General features: G+C 70.0%; 19 protein-coding genes. 7 read left to right on the top strand and 12 right to left on the bottom strand.

The window, feature by feature from the left end; genetic code table 11:
• Positions 1-22 precede the first annotated feature (22 nt).
• Genes MT347_RS00765 through MT347_RS00755 form a run of 3 tightly spaced genes read right to left on the bottom strand, consistent with a single transcriptional unit; the run spans position 23 to position 2,723 of the window.
• Entirely contained in the window at positions 23-589 is a 567-nt protein-coding gene (locus tag MT347_RS00765) for a hypothetical protein (RefSeq protein ID WP_243497174.1), read from the bottom strand.
• Complete coding sequence (locus tag MT347_RS00760; RefSeq protein WP_243497173.1) at positions 586-936, bottom strand: hypothetical protein; 351 nt, start codon at positions 934-936, stop codon at positions 586-588. Before MT347_RS00760 ends, MT347_RS00765 begins: the two co-directional genes overlap by 4 nt.
• Entirely contained in the window at positions 933-2,723 is a 1,791-nt protein-coding gene (locus MT347_RS00755) for a TIGR03767 family metallophosphoesterase (protein WP_243497172.1), read from the bottom strand. The genes MT347_RS00760 and MT347_RS00755 overlap by 4 nt, the downstream gene beginning before the upstream one ends.
• A gap of 227 nt (positions 2,724-2,950) precedes the next feature.
• Here MT347_RS00755 and MT347_RS00750 point away from each other — a divergent pair, with 227 nt between their 5' ends.
• Entirely contained in the window at positions 2,951-4,201 is a 1,251-nt protein-coding gene (locus MT347_RS00750; RefSeq protein WP_243497171.1) for an LCP family protein, read from the top strand.
• A 174-nt stretch (positions 4,202-4,375) separates the two neighbouring features.
• Here MT347_RS00750 and MT347_RS00745 read toward each other — a convergent pair whose 3' ends face one another.
• A complete protein-coding gene (locus MT347_RS00745; RefSeq protein WP_243497170.1) occupies positions 4,376-5,503 on the bottom strand; it encodes a M15 family metallopeptidase in 1,128 nt (375 codons plus the stop codon).
• A 119-nt stretch (positions 5,504-5,622) separates the two neighbouring features.
• Between MT347_RS00745 and MT347_RS00740 the strand changes: the two genes are divergently transcribed.
• A complete protein-coding gene (locus MT347_RS00740; RefSeq protein ID WP_243497169.1) occupies positions 5,623-6,726 on the top strand; it encodes an Rv2578c family radical SAM protein in 1,104 nt (367 codons plus the stop codon).
• A 52-nt stretch (positions 6,727-6,778) separates the two neighbouring features.
• Here the strand turns inward: MT347_RS00740 and MT347_RS00735 are convergent, their stop codons facing one another.
• Positions 6,779-9,238: a DEAD/DEAH box helicase gene (locus tag MT347_RS00735; RefSeq protein ID WP_243497168.1), complete on the bottom strand. Its 2,460-nt coding sequence runs from the start codon at positions 9,236-9,238 to the stop codon at positions 6,779-6,781.
• Between the two features lie 373 nt (positions 9,239-9,611).
• Between MT347_RS00735 and MT347_RS00730 the strand changes: the two genes are divergently transcribed.
• The gene (locus MT347_RS00730) at positions 9,612-10,235 is read left to right on the top strand and encodes an antibiotic biosynthesis monooxygenase (protein WP_243497167.1); all 624 of its coding nucleotides are present in this window, start codon (positions 9,612-9,614) and stop codon (positions 10,233-10,235) included.
• A complete protein-coding gene (locus MT347_RS00725; protein ID WP_243497166.1) occupies positions 10,232-11,134 on the top strand; it encodes an aldose 1-epimerase family protein in 903 nt (300 codons plus the stop codon). The genes MT347_RS00730 and MT347_RS00725 overlap by 4 nt, the downstream gene beginning before the upstream one ends.
• A 1,317-nt stretch (positions 11,135-12,451) precedes the next feature.
• Here MT347_RS00725 and MT347_RS00715 read toward each other — a convergent pair.
• The 5 genes from MT347_RS00715 to MT347_RS00695 form a co-directional block, all read right to left on the bottom strand.
• Complete coding sequence (locus MT347_RS00715; RefSeq protein WP_243497165.1) at positions 12,452-15,613, bottom strand: efflux RND transporter permease subunit; 3,162 nt, start codon at positions 15,611-15,613, stop codon at positions 12,452-12,454.
• 251 nt (positions 15,614-15,864) lie between these two features.
• On the bottom strand, positions 15,865-16,230 hold the full coding sequence (locus tag MT347_RS00710) for a CrcB family protein (protein WP_243497164.1): 366 nt from the start codon (positions 16,228-16,230) through the stop codon (positions 15,865-15,867).
• Positions 16,227-16,592, bottom strand: coding sequence for a CrcB family protein (locus MT347_RS00705; protein ID WP_243497983.1), 366 nt, complete (start codon positions 16,590-16,592; stop codon positions 16,227-16,229). Before MT347_RS00705 ends, MT347_RS00710 begins: the two co-directional genes overlap by 4 nt.
• Before the next feature lie 176 nt (positions 16,593-16,768).
• Positions 16,769-17,734: a DNA topoisomerase IB gene (locus MT347_RS00700; protein WP_243497163.1), complete on the bottom strand. Its 966-nt coding sequence runs from the start codon at positions 17,732-17,734 to the stop codon at positions 16,769-16,771.
• Positions 17,735-17,738: 4 nt separating this feature from the next.
• Positions 17,739-18,008, bottom strand: a complete 270-nt coding sequence (locus MT347_RS00695) for a Rho termination factor N-terminal domain-containing protein (protein WP_243497162.1) — start codon at positions 18,006-18,008, stop codon at positions 17,739-17,741.
• Positions 18,009-18,182: 174 nt separating this feature from the next.
• Between MT347_RS00695 and MT347_RS00690 the strand changes: the two genes are divergently transcribed.
• Both MT347_RS00690 and MT347_RS00685 read left to right on the top strand, forming a co-directional pair.
• Positions 18,183-19,028, top strand: coding sequence for a DUF4097 family beta strand repeat-containing protein (locus tag MT347_RS00690; RefSeq protein WP_183418693.1), 846 nt, complete (start codon positions 18,183-18,185; stop codon positions 19,026-19,028).
• Complete coding sequence (locus MT347_RS00685; protein ID WP_243497160.1) at positions 19,028-19,633, top strand: PadR family transcriptional regulator; 606 nt, start codon at positions 19,028-19,030, stop codon at positions 19,631-19,633. Before MT347_RS00690 ends, MT347_RS00685 begins: the two co-directional genes overlap by 1 nt.
• Positions 19,634-19,637: 4 nt before the next feature.
• Here the strand turns inward: MT347_RS00685 and MT347_RS00680 are convergent, their stop codons facing one another.
• Positions 19,638-20,150, bottom strand: coding sequence for a universal stress protein (locus tag MT347_RS00680; RefSeq protein WP_243497159.1), 513 nt, complete (start codon positions 20,148-20,150; stop codon positions 19,638-19,640).
• 163 nt (positions 20,151-20,313) lie between these two features.
• On the opposite strand from MT347_RS00680, the gene MT347_RS00675 reads away from it, so the two are divergent.
• The gene (locus tag MT347_RS00675; RefSeq protein ID WP_243497157.1) at positions 20,314-20,496 is read left to right on the top strand and encodes a DUF3073 family protein; all 183 of its coding nucleotides are present in this window, start codon (positions 20,314-20,316) and stop codon (positions 20,494-20,496) included.
• Between the two features lie 222 nt (positions 20,497-20,718).
• On the opposite strand, the gene MT347_RS18525 is transcribed toward MT347_RS00675, so the two are convergent.
• Positions 20,719-22,284 carry an Ig-like domain-containing protein gene (locus MT347_RS18525; RefSeq protein WP_374206480.1) on the bottom strand — a complete coding sequence of 522 codons (1,566 nt, stop codon included), beginning with the start codon at positions 22,282-22,284 and terminating at the stop codon, positions 20,719-20,721.
• Positions 22,285-22,784: the final 500 nt, after the last annotated feature.

Raw genomic sequence — 22,784 nt, 5'->3', positions numbered from 1 at the left:
CGGCGCCGACGCGACGACGCGGTCAGGGCCTGGCGGGTGGGCGGACCGCTCGTCGCGCCCACGCGCGCACGAGCACGGTTCCCACGGAGCCCGTGACGACCCACGTGGCGAACGCGCCGAGGGCGCCGGTGACGAAGAACCCCCACGCGAACGCCGCCACGGCGAGGAGCATCACGCCCAGCAGGGTGGCGAGAGCGAGCAGCACGGAACGCAGAGGATGCCGAGCGAACGCGCGCAGGCCGTCGAGCGCCGTGGCACCACCGTTGCCCGCGGGAGCGGCGATGACGAACGCGACGACGACGGCGGGGACCACGGCGGGTGCCGAGATCACCGCGAGTGCCCCGACGATCAGGAGTGCGACGACGACGGCCGCTACGGCCCGGGCAGCACGCCGTCGGACGGACTCCTCCCCTGGCTCGCCCGCGCGCACCAGCACGACCGTCGATGCCGCAACCAGCGCGGCCACCGATGCGCCCACGAGCCCGAGGAACGCCGGAGAAGCCGCCGGCGTGAGTCCAGGCACCACGCACAGTGCCTGCACCGCGGCGTGAGCGAGCACCACCGCGGCCAGCACCGCCGCGCGCCTCACGGTGCGACTCCCGCGGCGCGATCGATCACGACGCTCACGCTGCCGTCGAACACCGTGTCCGACCCGACGACGACGGTGAACGCGTCGGGGTCGGCGGCGGGCGATCGCACCGTGACGGCGACCGCGTCGGTCGTCGTGCCCGCGCAGGCGATGGCGCCGTCCTCCGCCCGGGTGCAGGTGGGGACGGTCTCGAGGGCGATACCGCGCTCGTGCAGCACGTCGATCGCGGCGAATCGCACCTCGGTGAGGTGGTTGCCGCCCACCGGCGCGATCGCGGCGACCTGCGAACAGCCGGCCAGGAGCACGACCCCGACCATGACCGCGACGGCGGCGACCGCGCGCCTCACAGTCCCCGCGCCGTCTCGTAGGCCACCAGGCGCGCCCGTTCGGCCACGTGCTGCGCTTCGAGCTGCGCGTCGGTGATGACGGAAAGGTCGAAAGGCGCCGGCAGCAGGAGCTCGGTGTTGCGATCCAACGGAGATCCTCGACGCATGAGCGGGGTCTCGGCCCAGTCGTTCGCGGCGAGCTCGCGACTGCGCGCTGCCAGATCGGCCACCGAGCCCGAGTCTCCGGGGACGGCGGGCGAGGCGTGGTCGAGCACCGTGGTGAACAGCGACAGCGTCCCATCGCGATTGTCGACGATCTCGACCACCTGCTGCTGCTGCGGAAAATCGATGCACGAGGCCGTGGTGATCTCCCAGAACCCCGCGGTCGCGCTCGTGTGGGCGAGGATCTGGTTGAGGTGGGTGTGGCCGTTGAGCCACCCGACGACGACGGGGAACTCCATCAGCATCGCGACGAACTCCTCCGCCCCGTACAGCTTCTCATCGACGCCGGGCCGGGTCGCGCGGTTCTCCAGGGTGAGGCTGTTGTGGTGGCTGAAGATCAACGCGAGCACCTGGTCGCGCTGCGCGATCTCGAGCTGCGTGCGCAGCCACGTCATCTGCGACGCGGGCACCGCCCCGTCGGGGCCGGCCACCGCATTGCAGGTGTCCAGGCCGAAGGCGCGCACGCGCGGAGCGAGGTCGGTCTGCCACCACGTCTCACCGGAGGTGAGGTTGTGCGTGGTGAAGCCGTGTCCGACAGGCCCCGGGGTGGTTTCGGTGCGGAAGTGCTCGGCCATGAAGTCGAGCTGCTCGAAGAGGAAGCGGTCGGGGTTGGCGGTCACCCCGCGGAACCCGGGCTTCCCGGATGCCAGCCCGAGCGCCGCCAGAGCCTGACCGAGCACACCGGTGCTCGCCGCCCACCCTTCGAAGGCCGTGCCCGCCGTGGCATCCAGGGTGAAGGACTTGCGGGCGCCGACGGCGAGCGCGCGCAGCTGCGGGCTGATGTCGAACGTCCCCAAGAGCAGCGTGTCGTGGTTGCCGTAGACGGCGTACCAGGGGGCGGGGAGCCCCACCGACGTCACGGGGGCGGCGATGGCCTGCGCGAGAAGATCGGGCAGCCTCGGGAACCCGTAGTCGCCGAACGCTCCGCCGCGCGGATCGCCGGGGCGATAGGCCCAGACGGCCTCCTCCCACGCCTGCACGCCCTGCCACCTCGGGCCGCCCGTGGCGGGATCGACCGATCGGCCGTCCATCAGGTCGATGTACCACCGCAGCTCGAGGTGCGAATGCATGTCGGCACTGTCGCCGGTGACGATCGCGGCACTCATCGGCGCTCCGGTCAGCGGACTGTAGCGCGCATCGGAGAAGGCCTGCACCATGGCCGCGGTCGCATGCGGGCTGAGCGGATCCTGCGGGTGGAAGGCCGAGCCCCAGGCCGAGTGGTCCTGGACGATCATCGGCTCGATGCGGCCCGGCGACTGCGCCTCGATGACGTGCAGATCGGAGAGATGACCGAGGTACAGCAGGGAACGACGGGTGGCCGCCCGCCCCGCCCCCGGGGAGCGGCGCAGCACGTCGAGCCGCGGGAGGTACGGCTCGCCCGGTCCGAGGACGAGTGAGCGGTATCTCCCCGACACGACCGCTCCCTGCCGGATGGTCTGCAGCAGCGTGGTCGGCACATCGGCGGGCATCTCGGGGGCGGTCGCCGCGCGGGCGAGCGTAGGGGCGAGTGAGTCGACGCTGAGCCCCGTGGCGGCGGCGGCAGCGGCGATCGAGGCGAGAAAATGGCGGCGGGACAGACCGGTCATGGGAGCATCCGTTCGGGCGGAGAGCGGTTCCGAATGTAGCGGTTCCGCGGGAGTCGCGTCGAGGCTCCGTTCCGCGGTTCCGATGCGGCGCGGACGAGCGCGCTGTCGATACGCGTCCGCTCGCGCGTCTGGTCCCCCGGCGATGCGCGCAGCGACGGGGTGGTCGTGCCGCGCCCGGGCCTCGGCATCCCGCGTCGCTATACTGCGGAAAACGTGAGGAGTTCGCTATGCCCCGGCGCCGTCGCCCCGTCGCACAGCACGCACGCTTGCGCTCCCCGCATCCGCTCGGTCAGCTCGCCACCCTCCTCGCGGTGGCCGCGGTGGTCGCCGTCGTATCCGTGATCGGCGTCGTGTCGTACACCGCCTACGACCTCACCGCCGAGTTCGTCGACGAGGCGGTCGTGGTCGAGAACCAGCCGCCCGTGCCGCCCGACCTGGGCCAACTCGAGGGCGGCGTCAACATGATGGTCGTCGGGATCGACGCGTGCGAAGAGAACCTCATCGCTCTCTTCGGCGAGCGCTGCGAGGGGCCCGACTCCGAGGGGCGCCTCAACGACGTCAACATCCTCGTGCACATCTCGGACGCCCCGCGAAAGGTCACGGTGGTGTCGTTCCCACGCGACCTGGTGTTCGAAGCACCCGCGTGCGACACCTCGGACGGCGGCCGCTTCGACGGCGGGTACCTGCAGATCAACGAGCTCTACACCTATGGCGGCCTATCGTGCGTCATCACGGCGATCTCCGACATGAGCGGCCAGCAGATCCAGTTCGGTGCGATGGTCACCTTCGGGGGGGTCATCGAGATCACCAACGCCATCGGCGGCGTCGAGATCTGCCTCGCCAGCGCCATGCGCGACGAGAACACCGGCATCGACTGGGAGGCCGGCCCCCGCACCATTCAGGGGGTCGAGGCTCTCCAGTTCCTTCGCACCCGCTATGGCGTCGGCGGCAGCGACCTCGCCCGGGTGAGCAACCAGCAGCAGTACATGTCGCGGTTGGCGCGCAAGCTCGTCAGCGAGGAGGTGCTGTCCAACCCCGCGACGCTGTTCCGGCTGGCATCCACGGGCCTGCGCAACGTCACCCCGACGCAGAGCCTCACCAATCCCCTCACGCTCGTGCAGGTGGCCCAGGCGGTCAAGGACGTGCCGTTCGAGGACATCGTCTTCGTGCAGTACCCGACGGTCACCGCGAGTTCGGATGCCAACCGCGTCGCCCCCAACTGGGAGGCAGCGCAGGTGCTCTGGGATGCCCTCGCGGCGAACCAGGCGATCGAGGTCACCGGAGACGTCGCCGTGAACGGCGGCACCGTGGTCGCCGACCCGACACCGGCGCCCGAAGAATCGCCGGGCGAGACCCCGCCCGTCGAGGAGGTCGAGCCGGGCACCGTCGATCCCACGACCGGAGCGGTCGCGCTGCCGCCGTCGATCAGCGGGTCGAGCGCGGCACAGCAGACCTGCAGCGCCGGCGTCGTCAACTGACGGACGTCATCGCGCCCAGGCCCCTGAGCCTGTCGACGGGCCGCACGACCGGACTCTCCCCCAGGCCCCTGAGCCCGTCGAAGGGGCCGGAGGCCGACACGACCGGAGGCTTCGACAGGCTCAGCATCCTCGGATGCAAGCAAGTGGATGCCGTCAGGCCAGGCATCCGCTCGCTCAGTACGTCGGTGCCGCCGGCAGACCGAAGAACTCCTCGAGCGTGGTGTACCCGCCTTCGTGGTAAGCGCGGGCGAGCTCGCGACCGATGTAGCGCTGATGCCATGCTTCGGGCAGGTATCCGCTGACGCTCTCACGGCCCTCGGCGTAGCGCGTGATGAAGCCGTACTCCCACGCGTGATCCCGCACCCACGCCCCCTGCGATGACGAGGCGATGTCGTCGAGGGTCCCGCACGAGCCGTCGCACGGAACGATGTCGACGGCCAGCCCCGTCTGATGCTCGCTGTAGCCCGCGCGGGCGCTCTCACGGTCGGCCTCTTCGACGCCGCCCACGTCGACGCGACCGGCGTAGGTCGACTGCTGCGTCGCGTACGAGCGGAACGCGCTGAGGTATCCGATCTCGCCCGCCCCCGCATCGGATGCGGCCCGCACCAACTCGGTCAGGGCGCTCGCGGGAGCGGAGCGCAGCGACGACTCCTCGAGCGCTCGAACGTTCTGCGGCATGACGAGATCGCCGGCGCGATAGTCGAGCGGATCGAGAGGGCGTTGCTTGTTGACGACGACCCACTCGCGGTTCGGATCCGACAGCGAGACGCAGGGAGCGACACCGGCCGCCACGGCCGCTCGGAAGGCGCTCCCCCCTCCCGCTGCGGCGATGGCGGCCGCGTCATCGCCCGAGGCGAGCGCCGCGGTGAACGCCGGGTCGTCGCACGGGGTCGCGGTCGCCGCGACAGCAGCGATCTGCGGAACCGGTAGACCCTCGTCGGGGACGGCGGGCGGCCCCGCGACGAGCGTCGATGCGTCGACGTCCGCGCTTTCCGCGACCGGGCCAGCGCCACCCGCCGACGCAGCGGCCCCGATCGCCACGGCCCCGGCCACCACGATGAGCATGGCGGCCGCCAGCACGCCCGCGCGCCGTCGTCGAGCGGCGAGTGTCAGTCCGCGGACGGCGAGGAGGGCCCGGATGCCGGACCCCTCCTGTTCGGCGGCAAGACCACTCTCCGCCCGCAGCTGTCGGCGGGTCGGCGCGTCTGCCGCCGGTGTGATTGTCAGAGCCGCGGTCGCGAGTCGCTCGGCCTCCGCGCGCGCGGCGCGGCGGGGGGAGAGCTCGGGATCGGGGGACATCATCGATTCCATTGTCCCGCGGGATTCTGTGAGGGTCGACTATCCGGAGCGGGAGACCCCGGATGTACGAGTGACCGCGCGACACGCTTGCGATGCCTTCGAACATGTGTTCGACTGTGAGAATGAGGTGGCAAAGGCAGCAATTGGGCGTCGACGACACGGCCGCACTCCCCGGCATGGAGCGAATGGACGGCCTGGTGCGGTCGGTGACGACACCCGAGTTCGCCGGGATGACCTTCCACGAGGTGATGGCGAAGAGTGCCCTCAATCGCGTTCCCGGCGCCTCTGCAATGCCGTTCGATTGGACCGTCAATCCCTACCGGGGCTGCACTCATCAATGTGTCTACTGCTTCGCTCGAAAGACGCATGAATACCTCGACCTCGATTACGGCGCAGAATTCGATTCGCAGATCGTGGTCAAGATCAACGTCGCCGACGTGCTGCGAACAGAGCTCCGTCGCGGCTCCTGGGCTCGCGAGCCCGTCATGCTCGGCACGAACACCGACCCGTATCAGCGGGCCGAGGGGCGCTACCGGCTCATGCCCGACATCGTGGGGGCGCTCACCGAGAACGGCACCCCGTTCTCGATCCTCACCAAGGGCACTCTGCTGCGGCGAGACCTGCCGCTGCTGACCGACGCATCCCGCGAGGTCAAGGTCACGCTCGCGATGTCGATCGCCGTCTTCGACGACGCCCTGCAGCACTCGATCGAGCCCGGGACGCCCAGCGCCGACGCGCGACTCGACACCGTCCGCGCGGCGACGGCCGCGGGTTTCCGCGTCACGGTCTTCCTCATGCCGATCCTGCCGCACCTCACCGACTCGATCCCCGTGCTCGACGACGCCCTCGCGCGCATTCGCGCGGCCGGCGCAGCTCGCGTCGTCTACGGAGCCCTGCATCTGCGTCCGGGGGCGAAGCAGTGGTTCCTGCAGTGGCTCGAGCGCGAGCATCCGCACCTGGTGTCGTCCTACCTCGGGTTGTACCCCGGCGTATCCGCCACCGCTCCCAAGGCGTACCGCACGTGGCTCGGCAAACGCATGCGCCCCCTGCTGCGCATGCACCGACTCGACGGGTGGGACGAAGACGACCACCCCCGCGGCCGCCCGCAACCGGGATTGGCTGCCCGCACTCCGTCGGGCGGCAGCTTGGGGCCCGTGCGAAGCACCGGGGTCATCGCATCCGCGCGCCCCCAGGTCGCGCCGGCGAGCGAGCCGACGCTCTTCTGAACGCAGAGACCCCCGCCGCGTGAAGCGACGGGGGTCTCGGTGCGCGTGACGGTTACGAGGTGACGTCGGCGAGCTGGCGACCCGAGATCTCCTCGATCAGGTCGTCGCCGAGCTGCGCCGGCTCGAACGGCGCCTGGATCTCGGCCCGGTCGAGCAGTTCGGTCATGCGACGCTGACGCTGACGGGTGATGAGGGTCACCACGGTGCCACTGCGACCGGCGCGACCGGTGCGACCCGAGCGGTGCAGGTACGTCTTGTACTCGTCGGGCGCGTCGGCCTGGATGACCAGGTCGATGTCGTCGACGTGGATGCCGCGGGCGGCGACGTCGGTGGCGACGAGCACGTTGACGCGTCCCGAGGTGAGCTTCTCGAGATTGCGCGTGCGCTTCTGCTGGTTCAGGTCGCCATGCAGGGCAACCGCGGCGATACCGGCACCGTCGAACTGCTCGGCGAGCATCTCGGCGTATGCGCGGGTGCGGGCGAAGACGAGCGTCTTACCCGCGCGGTCGACGAGCGAGCCGAGGATCTCGGCCTTGTCGCGGTGGTCGATCACGAGCACGCGGTGCTCGATCGTGCCGGAGTCCTGGTCTTCGCCGGCGACCTCGTAGACGGCGGGCTCCACGAGGAACTCGTCGACGAGCGCCGCGACCTCGCGGTCGAGCGTGGCCGAGAACAACAGCTTCTGGCTGCCGTCGGCGGTGGCGCGCAGGATGCGCTGCACGGGCTCGAGGAAGCCGAGCTCGCACATGTGATCGCCCTCGTCGAGCACGGTCACCTGCACCTGCGAGAGGTCGAGCTTGCCCTGGTTGAGCAGGTCCTCGATGCGGCCCGGGGTGCCGATGACGATGTCGACGCCCTTCTTCAACGCACCCACCTGACGTGCCTGGGGCACGCCACCGTAGATCTGCGTGGTGAAGAGGCCGACGCTGCGCGCGAGCACCTGGACGGTGCCGTCGATCTGCAGGGCGAGCTCGCGGGTCGGCGCCAGGATGAGCGCCTTGGGCGAGCGTCCGAACTCACGACGCTGACCGGCCTGAGCGCGGAGGATCCGCTCGACGAGCGGGGCGCCGAAGGCGATCGTCTTGCCCGAGCCGGTGCGGCCGCGCGCCAGGACATCGCGGCCGTCGAGGATGGGCTTCACCGTGGCGGCCTGGATGGGGAAGGGGCTCGCCGCTCCGAGGCTCGCGAGGGCGCGCACCAGGTTGTCGCCGAGGCCGAGCTCGGCGAAGCCGGCACCGGTCTCGGTCGCGGCATCCACTGCCTGCGCCTGGAGACGCTCGTGCACCACGTCGACGCGCTGCTCGTGCTCGGCGGAGCGCTTCGGGGTGTTGTTCCAGTCGCTGCGGCTCGGGCCGTCGCTGCGGCTCGGGCCGTCGTTTCGGCGCGGGCGGTCGTCGAACGAACGAGCCGGGCGGTCGCTGCGGTCGAACGAACGAGCGGGACGCTCACCGGCGTCACGACGGGGACGCTCGTCACGATCGAACGAACGCGCGGGGCGATCGGTCCGGTCGAACGAACGCGAGGGGCGGTCGGTCCGGTCGAACGAACGAGCCGGACGGTCGTCGCCTCGGGCGGGACGCTCGTCGCGACGCTCGAACGAACGGGCGGGACGCTCGTCGAACGAACGAGCCGGGCGATCGGTGCGGTCGAACGAACGCGCAGGACGCTCACCGGCATCACGACGAGGACGCTCGTCACGATCAAACGAACGAGCGGGGCGATCGGTCCGGTCGAACGAACGAGCGGGGCGATCGGTGCGGTCGAAAGAACGGGCAGGACGCTCACCGGCGTCACGACGAGGACGCTCGTCACGATCGAACGAACGAGCCGGGCGATCGGCGCGGTCGAACGAACGAGCCGGACGGTCGTCGCCTCGGGCGGGACGCTCGTCGCGACGCTCGAACGAACGCGCGGGACGCTCGTCGAACGAACGAGCAGGACGGTCGGTGCGGTCGAAGGAACGCGCGGGGCGATCGGTCCGGTCGAACGAACGCGCAGGACGCTCACCGGCGTCACGACGAGGACGCTCGTCACGATCGAACGAACGAGCGGGACGGTCGGTGCGGTCGAACGAACGCGCAGGGCGATCGGTCCGGTCGAACGAACGTGTAGGACGATCGGTCCGGTCGAACGAACGCGCAGGACGCTCACCGGCGTCACGACGAGGACGCTCGTCACTGCGGTCGAACGAACGAGCCGGACGGTCACTGCGGTCGAACGAACGAGCCGGACGGTCCTCGAACGAACGGGCCGGGCGGTCATCGCGCGCCGAGGTGCGGATGTTGCGGGCCTCGGCGCGGCCGGCGCGGTCGGAGGCGTTCCAGCGACCCTTGTCACCGGAGGACTCCGCCTCGGGGCGGTAACCGCGGTGGCCGGCGCTCTTGCTGCCGGGCTTGGTGGGAGCCTCGGTACCGGGGCGACGCTTGCGGTCCTGGAACGAGGTCTGCGCGGCGTAGCGGGGCTCGAAGTTCTTGGCGGGTCGACCGCCGGCGGGCTTCTTGTTCTTGGGCATGACGATGTCCTTCTGGGTTCTGTTTCGCGCGAGACAGCAGCACCGCACGGCGGTGCAAAACCCGGACTATCGTCGGCCGGGGGCCATTCACTGATGATGGTCGAGGCCGCGATCCGCGTCCTGTCCATCGGCCCCTTGAACTCACAAACCCATCCGCGCATCACACGCGGTGTCCAGAGCCGACCGCCCCACGCTACCGGTCGCGCCTGGGAATGGCATCCATGCGTCCTCCGGCGACCCGTGTCCTACGTGTGGCGACTCCCACCCGCTCGGAGCAGCCACACGCGGGACACGCTCCGCGGAAGTGGGACGAGGGGGCAGTACGCCGCACCATTCGCGACACGCGCCCGCGCACCTCCGCGAAGATGGACGCATGGCAGACACCGACGCCCACCCCATCACGGTGGCGATCGAGCGGCGCATCGACCCGACGCGCACCGCCGAAGCGACCTCCTGGATGCAGGCCGGGACCGACCTCGCGACCGCGTTCCCGGGCTTCCTCGGCTCGGGCTGGGTGCGCGCGGGCGAAGACAGCGACCTCTGGTACATGCTCTACCGGTTCCGCGACATGACGACCCTCGAGGGGTGGGAGACGTCCTCGCCGCGGCAGTGGTGGCTCGACTCCGGCCGTCCCTTCGCCCGCGAGGAGCGCGTCGAGCGGCGCACCGGCATCGAAGGGTGGTTCGACGCCTCGTTCGGCTCAGTGCTCGCGTCCACGGATGCCACGACCTCCCCCGTGCAGCAGCCGGTGCCCGCCGCGCCGCCGCGGTGGAAGCAGGCCGTGACGATCTGGGTCGGATTCTTCCCCACCAATCTGCTGGCCTCATGGCTGCTGGGATTCGTGCCGGGATTCGCCGAGATCCCGCTCGTGCTGCGCGTCCTGGCGACGACCCTCCTGCTCACCCCGGTGATGACCTACGCGGTGCTCCCGTGGGTCACCCGCCTGCTGCGGCCGTGGCTGCAGCGCCCGCCCCGAAAGAGAAAGGCCCGGTCATGATCGCCGATCCCACCGGACAGCGCTTCCACCTGCGCGGTCCCCACTCCTCCGCCGAGATCACCCAGGTCGGCGCCGCCCTGCGGGCGCTCACCGTCGACGGCGTCGACCTCGTGCCGCCCTATCCCGACGACGCGCCCACGCCCGCGGCATCCGGGGTCGTGCTCGTGCCGTGGCCCAATCGCATCCGCGATGGCAGGTACACCTTCGCCGGCGACGACCTGCAGCTCGCGATCAGCGAGCCGAAGTTCGGCAACGCCAGCCACGGTCTGCTGCGCTTCGGCACCTACCAGTCCCTCGAGCACGACGACGAGCGCCTCGTCCTCGGCGCCGATGTCGTGCCGCAGACGGGGTATCCGTTCCACCTGCGCACGCGGGTCACCTACACGCTCCGGCACGACGGACTCCACGTCGCGCACCGCGTCGAGAACATCGGCGCGAGAACCGCCCCGGTCGCGCTGGGCGTGCACCCGTACCTGCAGATCGGCGGGGTGCCGACCGAAGACCTCGTGGTGGCTTCGACGGGCACGACGACGCTGGTGCTGGACGAGCGCAACATCCCCGTCGACGAAGTACCCGTCAGCGCCGCGAACGATCTGCGCGGCGGGCAGCGCCTCGGTGACGCGTCGCTCGACAACGGCTATCGCGGCCTGGAGCAGGATGCCGACGGCCGCGCGCGGCACACGCTCACCGCCCCCGACGGGAGGCGCCTGGAGCTGTGGCAGGACGAGGGCTTCCGGTGGGTTCAGGTCTTCACCACCGACCGGTACCCGGGGCAACCGCTCGCCGTCGCCATCGAACCCATGACGGCACCGGCGAACGCCTTCGCCACCGGAACGGACCTCGATGCCCTTCAACCGGGAGCCACCCTGTCGCGGGAATGGGGCATCCGCTTCTCGTGAAGACCATCGCTTGTCCCCCATTTGGGGGACAAGCGATTTCTTTATTGACCTGGGGGAAAGAAAAGAACAGGCCTCTCCAATTCGGTCGGACAAAAGCTACCATTTGCCTTGACGGTTTCCGTCGAGGCCGGGGCGGCCGAGAACCATGGCTCTCTTGGCGAAATCCACTTGAAGCCGACGGGGGCCGAGGATCCCACGTTCTGGGGGTCCCGTTCCGTCCCGAGGAAAGACTCCCCCACATGAGCACCGCGCTCCCGTCAGTCGACCCCGAAATCCTTCCCCTGCCGCGTCTCGGAGGACTCTCCCGCCGCCTCGCGGCGCTGCCGTCGCTGCACGTCGGAACGGCCGTGCTGTCGGTTCTGCTCGGCGGCCTCCTGCTTTCCATGGCCACCACCAGCGACCCGCTGTGGTGGCAACTCCATTTCAGCCAGCTCGGCATCTTCGGCGATTTCTCGAGCGCATTGTTCAATACGACGCTCAAAGTAAGCGGATCAATGGTCGTTGTGTTCGCGTTCTTCGTGCGCCGGGATATCCGTCGCCTCGGACGTGGACGCGTGCGCCGCGGGTCCGCGACCCTCGCCTGCGTCTGCCTGAACACGGTCGGCATCAACCTGGCCCTCGTGGGGTGCGTGCCGCTGAACACCGACAAAGACCTCCACGACCGCGTGGCCGCGATGATGGTGCTCGGCTTCCTCGTCCTTCTCGCGAGCGCACCCGTCATGCTGCGCCGCCTCGGTATCCGCATGGCGATCAGCACCGGTGTCGCGCTCGTCTGGCTCGCTCTGTCCATCACGCTCTTCGTCACCGCCACGATCAATCTCGCCCTGTTCGAGACGATCTCGTGCAGCGCGATGTTCGCCTGGTCGGGAATGCTCACGCATACGCTCGCCTCCGTCGCGGCTCGCGCCGACCCGCACGCCGGAGGTGTCGCCCGCCGCGACGCGCTCGACACGCCCCGTCGCATCCGCCTGACGGTCGCCGGTCGCAGCCGGCGCCTCCCCGTCGGCGGCCCCCGCCGATCGACTCCGCCTCGCGTCCGCCGCACCGTGGCGATCATGCAGCCCTCGCCCGCGGCCGGCGAACGTCGTCGCAGCGGTCTGCGGCGACCGACGCAACAGACGAGGGCCGCGCGCGCACGCTTCGCCGGCGTCGCCCCTCGTCGCGCGCCGGCCCCCGACCGGGATCACCGCGACCGGCACCTGGCGCCACGCCGGGTGGGCACCGACACCGGTTCATCGCGGCGGCGTCGTCTCGCCAGCGCGGCGGTGCCGGGCGCTTCTCCGCTGCGATGGCGGATAGCGCTCCGGCCGCGCGTCGTCAGTGTTGCGCGCGGAACTCGCGACGTGTCACCGGATGCTCGTCGTCGCTCGCTGACTCGCTCGCGGCGTCGGAGCGCCTGGCTCGACGCTCTCGGCGCCGCTCGCTCGCCCCTTCGATGAGGTTGTAGAGGGTCGGGAGCACCAGCAGGGTCAGGAACGTGGAGGAGACGAGCCCGCCGATCACCACGACCGCGAGCGGCTGCGAGATGAAGCCGCCGTGTCCGGTGATCCCCAGCGCCATGGGCACCAACGCGAAGATCGCGGCGAGCGCGGTCATCAGGATGGGCCGCAGGCGTCGGGCGCCGCCGACGATGGTCGCGTCGTGCACGCTCAGACCACGCGCCCGGTACTGGTTGACCAGGTCGATGAGCACGATGGCGTTGGTCACGACGATGCCGACGAGCATCAGGGCGCCGATCATGCCGGCGACGCCGAGGGGAACCCCCGTGATCAGCAGCATGATGATCGCCCCGGTGGCGGCGAACGGCACCGAGACGAGCAGCTCGAGCGGCTGCCGCAGCGACTTGAAGGTCGCCACCATCACGACGTAGACGATGAGGATGGCCGCCAGCAGCGCCAACCCGAGCTGCGCGAACGCGTCCTGCTGGTCGGTCACGACACCACCGACCTCGGCGGTCGCCCCGTCGGGCAGTGAGACGACCGCGAGGGCGTCGGTGACGGTTCCGGACGAGCTGCCGAGGTCGTCGGAGGTGGGCGTGACGGTGATGGATGCCGTGCGCAGCCCGCGCGAGGTCGTGATCGAGGGGGGAGTCTGACTCTGCTCGACGGTGGCGATCTCATCGAGGCGCACGGCACCGCGTGCGCTGGGGATCTCGAGAGCGCGGAGGTCGTCGATGGTCTGCGGGGGGTTCGCGGTGGCGAGGTACACGGTCACGCCGCGACCGTCGAGCTCGACCGTACCGGCCTGTCGGGGCTGTTGCGCCCCCGACACCAGGGCACCCACGGCACGCTCCGACAGTCCGCGTTCGGCGGCGGCGTCGCGATCGACCCGCACCGACACGAAGGGAAGGGATGCCGACAGGCTGCTGGTGACCTGTCCGATGCCGTCCCGTCCTTCCAGGCCCGCCACGACCGCGTCGCTCGCCTGCTGGAGGGATTGCGAGTCGGGGGCGGTGACGTCGACGGTGATGTCGGTGGACCCGAAGCCGCCGCCGGCGGCGCGCACCTCGATCTCACCGGCATCCGTGAGCGCCTCGAGGTCGGTGCGCACGCGCTCGCGCAATTCGACCTGATCGGTGCCGGACTCCGACGTGATCGAGTACGTGATGCCGGTTCCGCCACCCGAGAAGGCGTCGCGCAGTGCCGACCCGCTCGAGCCGATCGACGTCTGCACCGTCTGCACGCCGGGGGTGTCGAGCAGCACGGCCTCGACCTTCTGGGCCGCCGCGTCTTCGGCATCCAGGCTGGGCGCGGACCCGATCTTCTGCGTGACGGTGAAGGTGTTCTGGCCGGAGTCCCCGAGGAAGTCGGTCTTCAGCAGCGGAACGGACGCCAGCGTGCCGCCGAGCACGAGGACCGCCAGGGTCAGGGTCACCCACGAGTGCTTGAGGGTCCAGCTCAGCACCGGGACGTAGGCCTTCTGCAGACGCGTGGGCGGCGCGTCGGCGGCTTCGGGGTCGATCGGGTTGCCGTCGGCATCCCGGATCACCTTTCCGGGCTTCAAGAACCACGACGCGAGCACGGGCACGATCGTCAACGACACCAGCAGCGACGCCGCCATCGCGATCGTCACGGTGAGCGAGAACGGCCGGAACAGTTCGCCCGTGACGTCGCCGACGAAGGCGATCGGCAGGAACACCGCGACCGAGGTGATCGTGGATGCCGTGATGGCCGCCGCCACTTCGCGCACCGCGCGGATGATGGTGGGGATCTTCTCGGCATCGCCCACGTAATGGCGTTTGATGTTCTCGATCACCACGATGGAGTCGTCGACGACACGACCGATCGCGATCGTCAAGGCGCCGAGGGTGAGGATGTTGAGGGAGTAGCCGAAGGCCTGGAGCCCGACGAAGGTGATGAGCACGCTCGTCGGGATCGAGATCGCGGTGACCAGCGTCGATCGCACCGACATGAGGAACACCAGGATCACCACGACGGCGAAGACGAGGCCGAGCAGACCCTCTTGCGCGAGGGCGTCGATGGACTGTTGCACGAACGGGGCCTGGTCGAAGACGACCGTGAAGGTCGCACCCTGACCGAGCGCGGACTCGAGCGTGGGCAGCACCGCGAGCACCCCGCGCGAAACGTCGACGGTGTTGGCGGCGGGGAGCTTGGTGACGGCGATGGTGAGGGCCGGCTGTCCGTCGACGCGGGAGAGGGTGGTCGTCGGATCCGACTGCAGTTCCACCGCGGCGACGTCGCCGATCGTGGTCTGGCCCTCTGCGAACTGTGCCGCATCCGTCGGCACGAGCGGGAGGGCGGCGATCTCGTCGACGCTCGTCAGCTTCGCGCCCGTCTGTACGGTGAGGGTCTGCTCACCCTCGGTGAGCGAGCCGCCCGGGAACAGGATGCCGTTGGCATCCAGGGCATCGGTGATCGCCCCCTGGCTGAAGCCGCGTTCGCCGAGACGCGTGGAGTCAGGGGTGATGGTGACGCGCTGACCGGAGCCGCCGACGATCTGGGCGCCGTTGACGCCGTCGACGTCCTCGAGATCGGGGATGACGCTGGTCTGCAGCACCGACTGCGTGGCCTGGGCGTCGTCGAACCCGGTGACGGCGAGCTGGATGACGGGGAAGTCGTCGATGCTCGCGGAGGCGACGGTGGTGTCGGCCGAGTCGGGCAGTTGGTCGTCGATCCGGGCGATCGCCGCGAGGATCTTCTGCTGCGCGCCGGCGAGATCGGTGCCGTAGGTGAAGGACGCCGAGACGATGGAGGAGTTCGTCGTGCTGGTCGCGGTCGTGGATTCGAGCCCTTCGACGCCGCGGATGGCGTTCTCGATGGGTGTGGACACGTCGGCCTCGACGACCTCAGGCGACGCGCCGGGGTAGGTCGTGACGACGGCGAGCTGGGGGAACTCGATCGAGGGGATGAGTTCCTGCTTGAGGCTCGTCAGAGCCAGGCCGCCGAAGATCGCCGCCACGATCGTGACCAGGGCGATGAGGGCGCGATTCTTCAGGCTCAAGACGGCCAGATACGACACGAAGCACCCTTCGGGAGTCGAGATTCGATACAGAGATGTATCGGGGCAAGTATCCCATGCGCGGCGGCGAGCGGGCCGGGAGGGGCCCGCCGCTGTGGATCAGTCTCGCGACGGCGCGAACCGACGCGGGAGTGCTGACCGTCCCCGGCCCCTGCGGGGTCGATCCCCTCGCCCGCACGAAGGTCCCCGAGCCTGCCGAAGATCCTCGGGCCTGTCGAAGGTGCCTGAGCCTGTCGAAGGGACCGCACGCCTCAGAACAGCGCGCCGAGTGCCAGCCCCGCCGCCGCCGCGATGAGCGACCCCACGAACGACACCGCCGCATAGGTGGTCGCCGTCGTCGATCGTCCCTCCTCCGCCAGCAGCACCGTGGTGACCGCGACCGCGCTGAAGGTCGTGTATCCGCCGAGCAGCCCCGTGCCCACGATCCACCGCCAGGCCTCGTCCGCCGGAAGCATGCTCAGGATGCCGAGGACGAACGCCCCCGTGACGTTCACGACGAGAATCCCCCACGGGAAGCGATCCCCGGTCGCGCGCCGCACCGCGGTGTCGAGCAGGAAACGCAGCGCCGCGCCGACGCCCCCCGCGACCGCCACCGCGACGAAGACGGCGGGCGTCATCGCTGTCGCCGCCGGCCGCGTCCGAGAAGCAGGCCACCCCACGCCGCCCCCGTGCCGAGCACCACCGAGCCGATGCCCCACCACAGCAGGCCCGGTTCCGCCGCCTCGACGGCGAGCGCGCTGTAGGTCGTGAAGCCGCCGAGTACGCCGGTGCCGAGGAAGAGTTGCACGCGCTGCACGCGTGAGGATGCCGGCATCCGGGACCGCCACCCGAACAGGATGCCGATGGCGAACGCCCCGAGGATGTTGATGAGCGGCACCAGGGCCGACCCCAGGTCGTCACCGAGCGCGAGGGTGGTGCCCGCACGCAGGGCAGTGCCGATCGCGCCACCCACGGCGACGAGGACGACGTCACGCCACATGGTCACCGCGCCACCCTACGCCGGGCCCGGCGTCGACCCTCCATGCGCCCGGCGACCGCGCGAATCATCGATGTGCACGACGTCGTCCGTGCGACCGCGGATGCCGACCGGGGTCGCACGGAGGACAGAGCTTACGCCCGCCCCAATTGCCGCGCTTGCCACGCCAGGGGACGCGGTCACTCCCCCAGGATCAGCCGCCGGATCGCGGCATCCTTCGATCCGCCGAGCTCCATGGTGCGGCCCTTGCGGTAGAGCGCGAACACGCGGGGGTCGATGTAGCTCGCGCGGGCGACGGCGGGGGTGTTGCCGAGGGCCTCGGCCGTCGCCCGCACCGCCGCGACCTCGACCTTCTTCCGCTCGTTCTTTCCGCCCACGGCTCCCGCAGCGGCCAACGACTCGGCCGCCAGGATCGTGCCGCGAAGCGTGCGGAAGTCCTTGGCACTGAAGGGCCCCCCGGTGAGCGAGCGCACGTACGCGTTGACGTCGCCGGTGGTGAGGGGTACTCGCCGGCGGCCCCGCTTGTAGCTGAGCAGCGCGGCGCGCGAGCGGCCGAGAGCGAGTTCCCCGACGATGGATGCCAGCTCCGCATCGCGCACCGACAGCTCGGCGCGCTTACCGCTCTTCGCCGGGAACGACAGGCGGATCAGGTCGCCGTCAACCGTGGCATCCCGTCTCTGCAGGGTCGTGAGACCGCGACTGCCGTTCGTGACGAAGTAGCGCGCGTTGCCCACGCGCGGGGCGACGAGGTCGAGGAACCGGAACGACACCGCCAGTACGCGCTCACGGTCCACCTCGGCGCGACGTAACGACTGCGTCACACGAGCACGTGCCCGCGGCAGAGTCTCGGCCAACTGAAGGGCACGCGCGAACTTGCCCTTGTCCTGCCGCTTCGACCAGTCGGCATGGTACGTGTACTGCCGTCGGCCGGCCTCGTCGGTGCCGACCGCCTGGATATGGGCGTTGGCGTCCTTGGCGATCCACACCTCGCGCCAGGCCGGAGGGATGACCAGGCCGCGCGCACGCTCGGCGTCGCGCTCGGGCACGGCCGCACCGGTGTGGTCGACGAATCGGAACCCCGAACCCGACCGCACCCGGCGGTAGCCCGGGTCTTCGTACGGTCGGACGCGGATCAGGCGGGCCATCGCGTCAGTGGTTTCGGAGCAGGTCGATCAACTCCGCCTTCTTCTTGCCCGAGTAGCCGGTGATCCCGAGCTCTTTCGCCCGCTTCTTCAGCTCGGCGACGGTGCGATCGTCGTAGTTCTCGGCGTGCCCACCCTTCTCGCCGACCTTGTCGCGCCCGCGGGCGGCAGCGGCGTTCGAGATGCGCGCGGCCTTCTCCTTCGAATCGCCCTGCTGACGCAGCTCCTCGTAGAGCTCGGGGTCTTTAAGACTGCTGGACCCTCTTCCCTGAGGCATCGTCTCTCCTTCCATCCGGGACACCGACGCTACGGGCGGGGGCGGAAGCGCCGACGCGGGTTGACAAGGTGCGCGTCGCACTCAGCGACCTCACACCCCGAGCGGGTTGACGCGAACGCGATATATCGCGATACTCGGTCTAACGCGATATATCGCGAGTGAGGAGCCTCAGTCATGGAGAAATGGATCATCCACCCCGGAGAGACGCGCGTCATCGACCTCGATGCCGTGCGTGAGCTCAAGATCGGCCTCGTCGGCGGACAGGTCGACGTCATCGCCCACGATGAGCCCGACACGCGCATCGAAGTACACGGCGTCACCGTCAAAGACCTCCGTATCGAGGTCGTCGACGGCCGCCTCGAGATCGACCACCCGCAGCTGCGGTGGGACAACTTCCTCGAAGTGTTCCGCAACTTCGGCGCCGGCGGCCCCAAGGCAGAGGTCAGCGTCGCCGTTCCCCGCACCGTCGCGCTGACCCTCGGCGTCGTCAGCGCGAGCGCGCTCGTCGCGGGCCTTCGCACCGACGTGCGCCTGAACACCGTCTCGGGCGACATCATGGTCGACGGCCTCGTCGGCGACGTGGACCTCAACGCCGTCTCGGGCGACGTGCAGGTGCGCGAGCTCGACGGCGCCCTGAGCGCCAACAGCGTCTCGGGCGACGTCGCGGCCACGGGCCGCATCACCAAGGCCTCGATCGACACGGTGTCGGGAGCGATGCTCGTCGACTCCAGCGGGACCACCCAGTCGATCAGTCTCAACTCCGTCAGCGGCACGGCCACCGTGCGACTCGACCGCTCCCTCCCGGCCAACTACGTCTCCCGCTCGGTCAGCGGCCGCGTGCAGATCGACGGTCAGGTGCGGTCGGGGAAGGGCCCTACCAACTACACCGGCTCGACGGGTGCGCTCGCGGGATCGTTCGTCGACGTGCGCGCCAACACCGTCTCCGGCGAGATCACGGTTCTCCGACGCGGGATCTCGGGCCTGCGGCCCGAGGAACTCGCCGGAGAGGAGGAGTGGTGATGAGCCCCGTCTTCTCCCACGGCGACCTGCGCCTGTACATCCTGAGTCTGCTCGATGAGGCGCCGCGCCACGGCTATGACCTCATGCAGGCACTCACCGAGCGCACCGGCGGCACCTACGCGCCATCCGCCGGCACCATCTACCCCCGACTGTCCAAGCTGGAAGAAGAGGGTCTGGTCACGAAAGCCGTCGACGGGCGGAAGACCGTCTACGAGATCACGGATGCCGGGCGCGCCGAGGTCGCGAATCGCACCGGCGACCTCGAGGGCATCCAGGCGGGTCTGGCCGACAGCGTCCGCCTGATCGCAGACGAGGTGCGCGGAAGCGTGCGGGATGCCATGCGCAGCCTGCGCGCGGATCTCGCCGCCGCGTCCCGCGAGGAGCGGGAGCAGGCGCACGCCACCCCCACCGACGACCCCCGCGTCAGAAGTCGTGAACAGCTCTCACGCGCCGATGCGGCGATCAACGAGTTCCGCGGCCGTGTGCGATCGGAGCTGCGGTCGCACGTCACCCGCGGCGGGGAGCTCGCGGCATCCGGAGTCGACGAGATCGAGGCGGCACTGCGTCAGGCGTCGGAGGCGGTCACTCGCGCGATGCGCGGCTGACGCCTCACTCCCACGGCAGCTGATCGTCGGCGCCGACCGGGTCGTCCTGCGGGACGACGAGCACCGGTCGGCGTTGACGGTGGCTCAACCGCGCGGCGACGGATCCGGTGAGGAACTCGCGCAGCGACTCCCCCAGCCCGCGCTTGCGCGTACCCACGACGAGGAGCGACGCCCCCATCTCATCCGCGAGTCGCATCAGGGCGAGCGCCGGATCGCCGATCTCCTGGCGCACGCGCCAGGTGACCCCGTGGTCGCCCAGCGCCTCGACGGCGGACAGCCGCACGTCCTCGAGCGCGGCCTTCGCGGCTGCTCCCGCGACGTCGACCGACGACGAGTGCACGTAGCCGTCGGGATCCTCGAACGCCACGAACCGGGTGGTGTCGACGTGCACCACCACGAGCTCGACCCCGGCGAGCCCGGCGTACCGCGCCGCTTCGCGCACGACCCGTGACGCCTGGCCGGGGACGACGCCCGCGATCACCGGTCCCGCGGGGACAGGGTGGGGCTGATCGGTCATGGCGGCTCCTCTCGGGTGCCCGGTGATCCGGGCGGACGCTGCACGACGGCTCGGCCGGAATGCGCCGTGATATCCTGGTTGTTACTCTTACCGGCTCGGTCCGGAACCGCAATACGCAGGGCCCACAGCGCGGCCCTCGACGTCGATCGTGAGGGGGTCTCGCATGGGGCGTGGCCGTCAGAAGGCGAAGAACACCAAGATCGCCCGTGAGCTGAAGTACGACACCTATTCGGTGAACTACTCCGCTCTCGAGCGCGAATTGGGTGCACCCGCTCCGGGTGAAGACGCGTACATCGACAAGTGGGCCGATCAGTACAGCGACACTCTGGAAGACGAGAAGGCGTAGCTTCCGCTCTTTCCTCCCTGCCTGAGTACCGACGCCGGGATGCCCCGTGAGCTGTCCGGGAGCCTCAGCAACGGTGGACGCTCGTGGCGTGCACGACCTTCTTCTTCGCTGCGCGTGGTTACGGGCGGGCGCACACTCACGCGAGTGGAACGCCGCTGGCCGCACTCTCCCTTCCGGGACGAGTGCGGCCAGCGGTTTCTCTTCTTCAGCGGGATCCGCGCATCACACCCATGCGACCCGGGACTCGAAGCGGACGTACTGTGCGCCGTTCAACGCGAAGGCGAAGAGGCCGATCGCGGGAGTGTACGAGAAGGCCGCCCCCGTGCGCGACTTAGCCGTGATGTAATCCGAGCCCGATCCGGTCGGAACGCTCCGATTGTTGAAGGCCGCGCCGTCGAGCCGGCGCAGCGCCAGCGTCTCCGAGAACTCGTTGGCCGCCCCGGATCCAGCCAGCCACTGCCCCGCAGAGACCGCCCGGAAGCCGCCCGTGAGGCCACCCCCACCGGCTCTCGCGTTGAGGGCGAACCATCCGAACCCGCTCGGTGCGCTGCTCGGAACGAGAACGTGATACTGGTTCGACGGCACAGTCGTCCCGCTGGCGGTCAGCACATCGAACAGGAGCGCGTCGACGACCTGGTTCCTCGACGGCTTGATCCCGTCGGTGAACGTCGCCAGGTCGAGTCGGGTGCCGCCGGCTCCCGCCGAGCCGGCCGGACCCACGCGCGCCGTGGTGGACGCCACCAGACCCCACGAGGTCGCGGTGAAGGTCACCGACGGAACGGCCGCGTTGCTGACGCTGACGACGACGCTGGCAGAGCCATTGGCGGCGAAGATCGCGGTGGGCCCGTTGGGGTAACCGATACCGGATCCGCTGTTCGTGACCGTGACATCGCGCCCGGGCCACCCCGACAGACTGATCGTGGCGTTGCCTCCGGCCGAGATCTCCGGGGGTGCGGAGATGGCCAAGGTCGGTGTCGACACCGTGAAGGCGCCGCTTCCCGACGCGCCCAGACTCGACGCCGACACCGTTCCCGCCCCGACCGGCGTGTTGCCTCGCGTCTGCAGCGTCGTCTGCACCTGCCCCGCCGCGTTCGTCGTTCCGCTGGCGTCCTTGAGAGCCACTTTGCTGTACGTGGTTCCCCATGACACGGCACGATTCGCCAGCGGGGCACCGTTGGAGTCGGTCACCGTCGCCGTCACGACGGAAGCCCCGCCTGCGCCGATCGACGACGGCGAAACCGCCACCGCCACCTTCACCCCGAGCATCGTCCACGACGCGTTTCCCGAGGCCCCCAGCGACGTAGCGGTGAGCGTCGCCGCCCCCGCCGCCGTCGCCGTGGTCGACCTCACCGTGGTGGAGAACTGTCCCGACGCGTTGGTCGTCCCACTCGCCGCGGCGAACGACACGCCGGACCTCGAGGTCGACAACGTCACCGCGCGGCCCGACAGGACAGCACCGCTGGAATCCTTCACCGTCGCCGTCACCGTCGCGGAATCACCCCGCACGGACGACGCCGGCGAGACCGCCACGGCCACGGCCACGGTCTTGACCAACAGGGCCGCGCTCGCGTTGGCCCCGCTGACGAGCGCTGATACGGTGACCGTCCCGGCCGCACGCGTCGAGGCGACCGTGAGCGTCGAGCGGAAAGTGCCGTCGGACTGCGTCGGGCCGGTCGCCGGTGAGAACGATACCCCCGTCGCCGCCGACAGCGTCACCGCTTGTCCGACCACCGCAGCGCCCGCCGCGCTCTTGAGCGTCACGACCACCGACGAGGTGCCCCCGGCCATCACCGACGAGGGAGACAGCACGATGGCCATCGTCTGGCCCGACGCCGCCACCGCGGGCGACGACGCGGTCATCATGATGGCGGGAACGGCGACCGCCGAAGCCCCTAGAACCGCCCGTCGAGGAATACTCGACGGTGAGGCGATCGATTTCTGCTCGTTGCGATGCGACATGGAAACTCCCGAGGATCAGCGGTTCGACGAGTGGACGAACCCTCTCAGACTGTATGTTTACATGCCCTCTCGTCTTCGCCTTCCTCGGATGATGTCGCGCGCCCACCGCGGCCTGAGGATCGGAGTTCACCCCAAGATGAACTCCGCTCCCCGCATGCGTCTCACCCTGCGGACGAGCGCGCGATGGCCGATCTCACCCGCCTCTCGCGGCGACGGCTGAGGCGTTCCCCCGCGAGGGGCACGCTGATCACTAGCGTCGACGCGTCGAGTCGCCGGCGCCGCACACCGTTGCGAGTACGCGTGAAGGGTCGCACCCCTCGGGGTGCGAC

It is taken from the genome of Microbacterium sp. VKM Ac-2923 (assembly GCF_022815605.1).
Taxonomy (GTDB): Bacteria; Actinomycetota; Actinomycetes; order Actinomycetales; family Microbacteriaceae; genus Microbacterium.
Note: the sequence above shows the minus strand (reverse complement) of the source record. Positions and strands in the feature narration are given on the sequence as shown.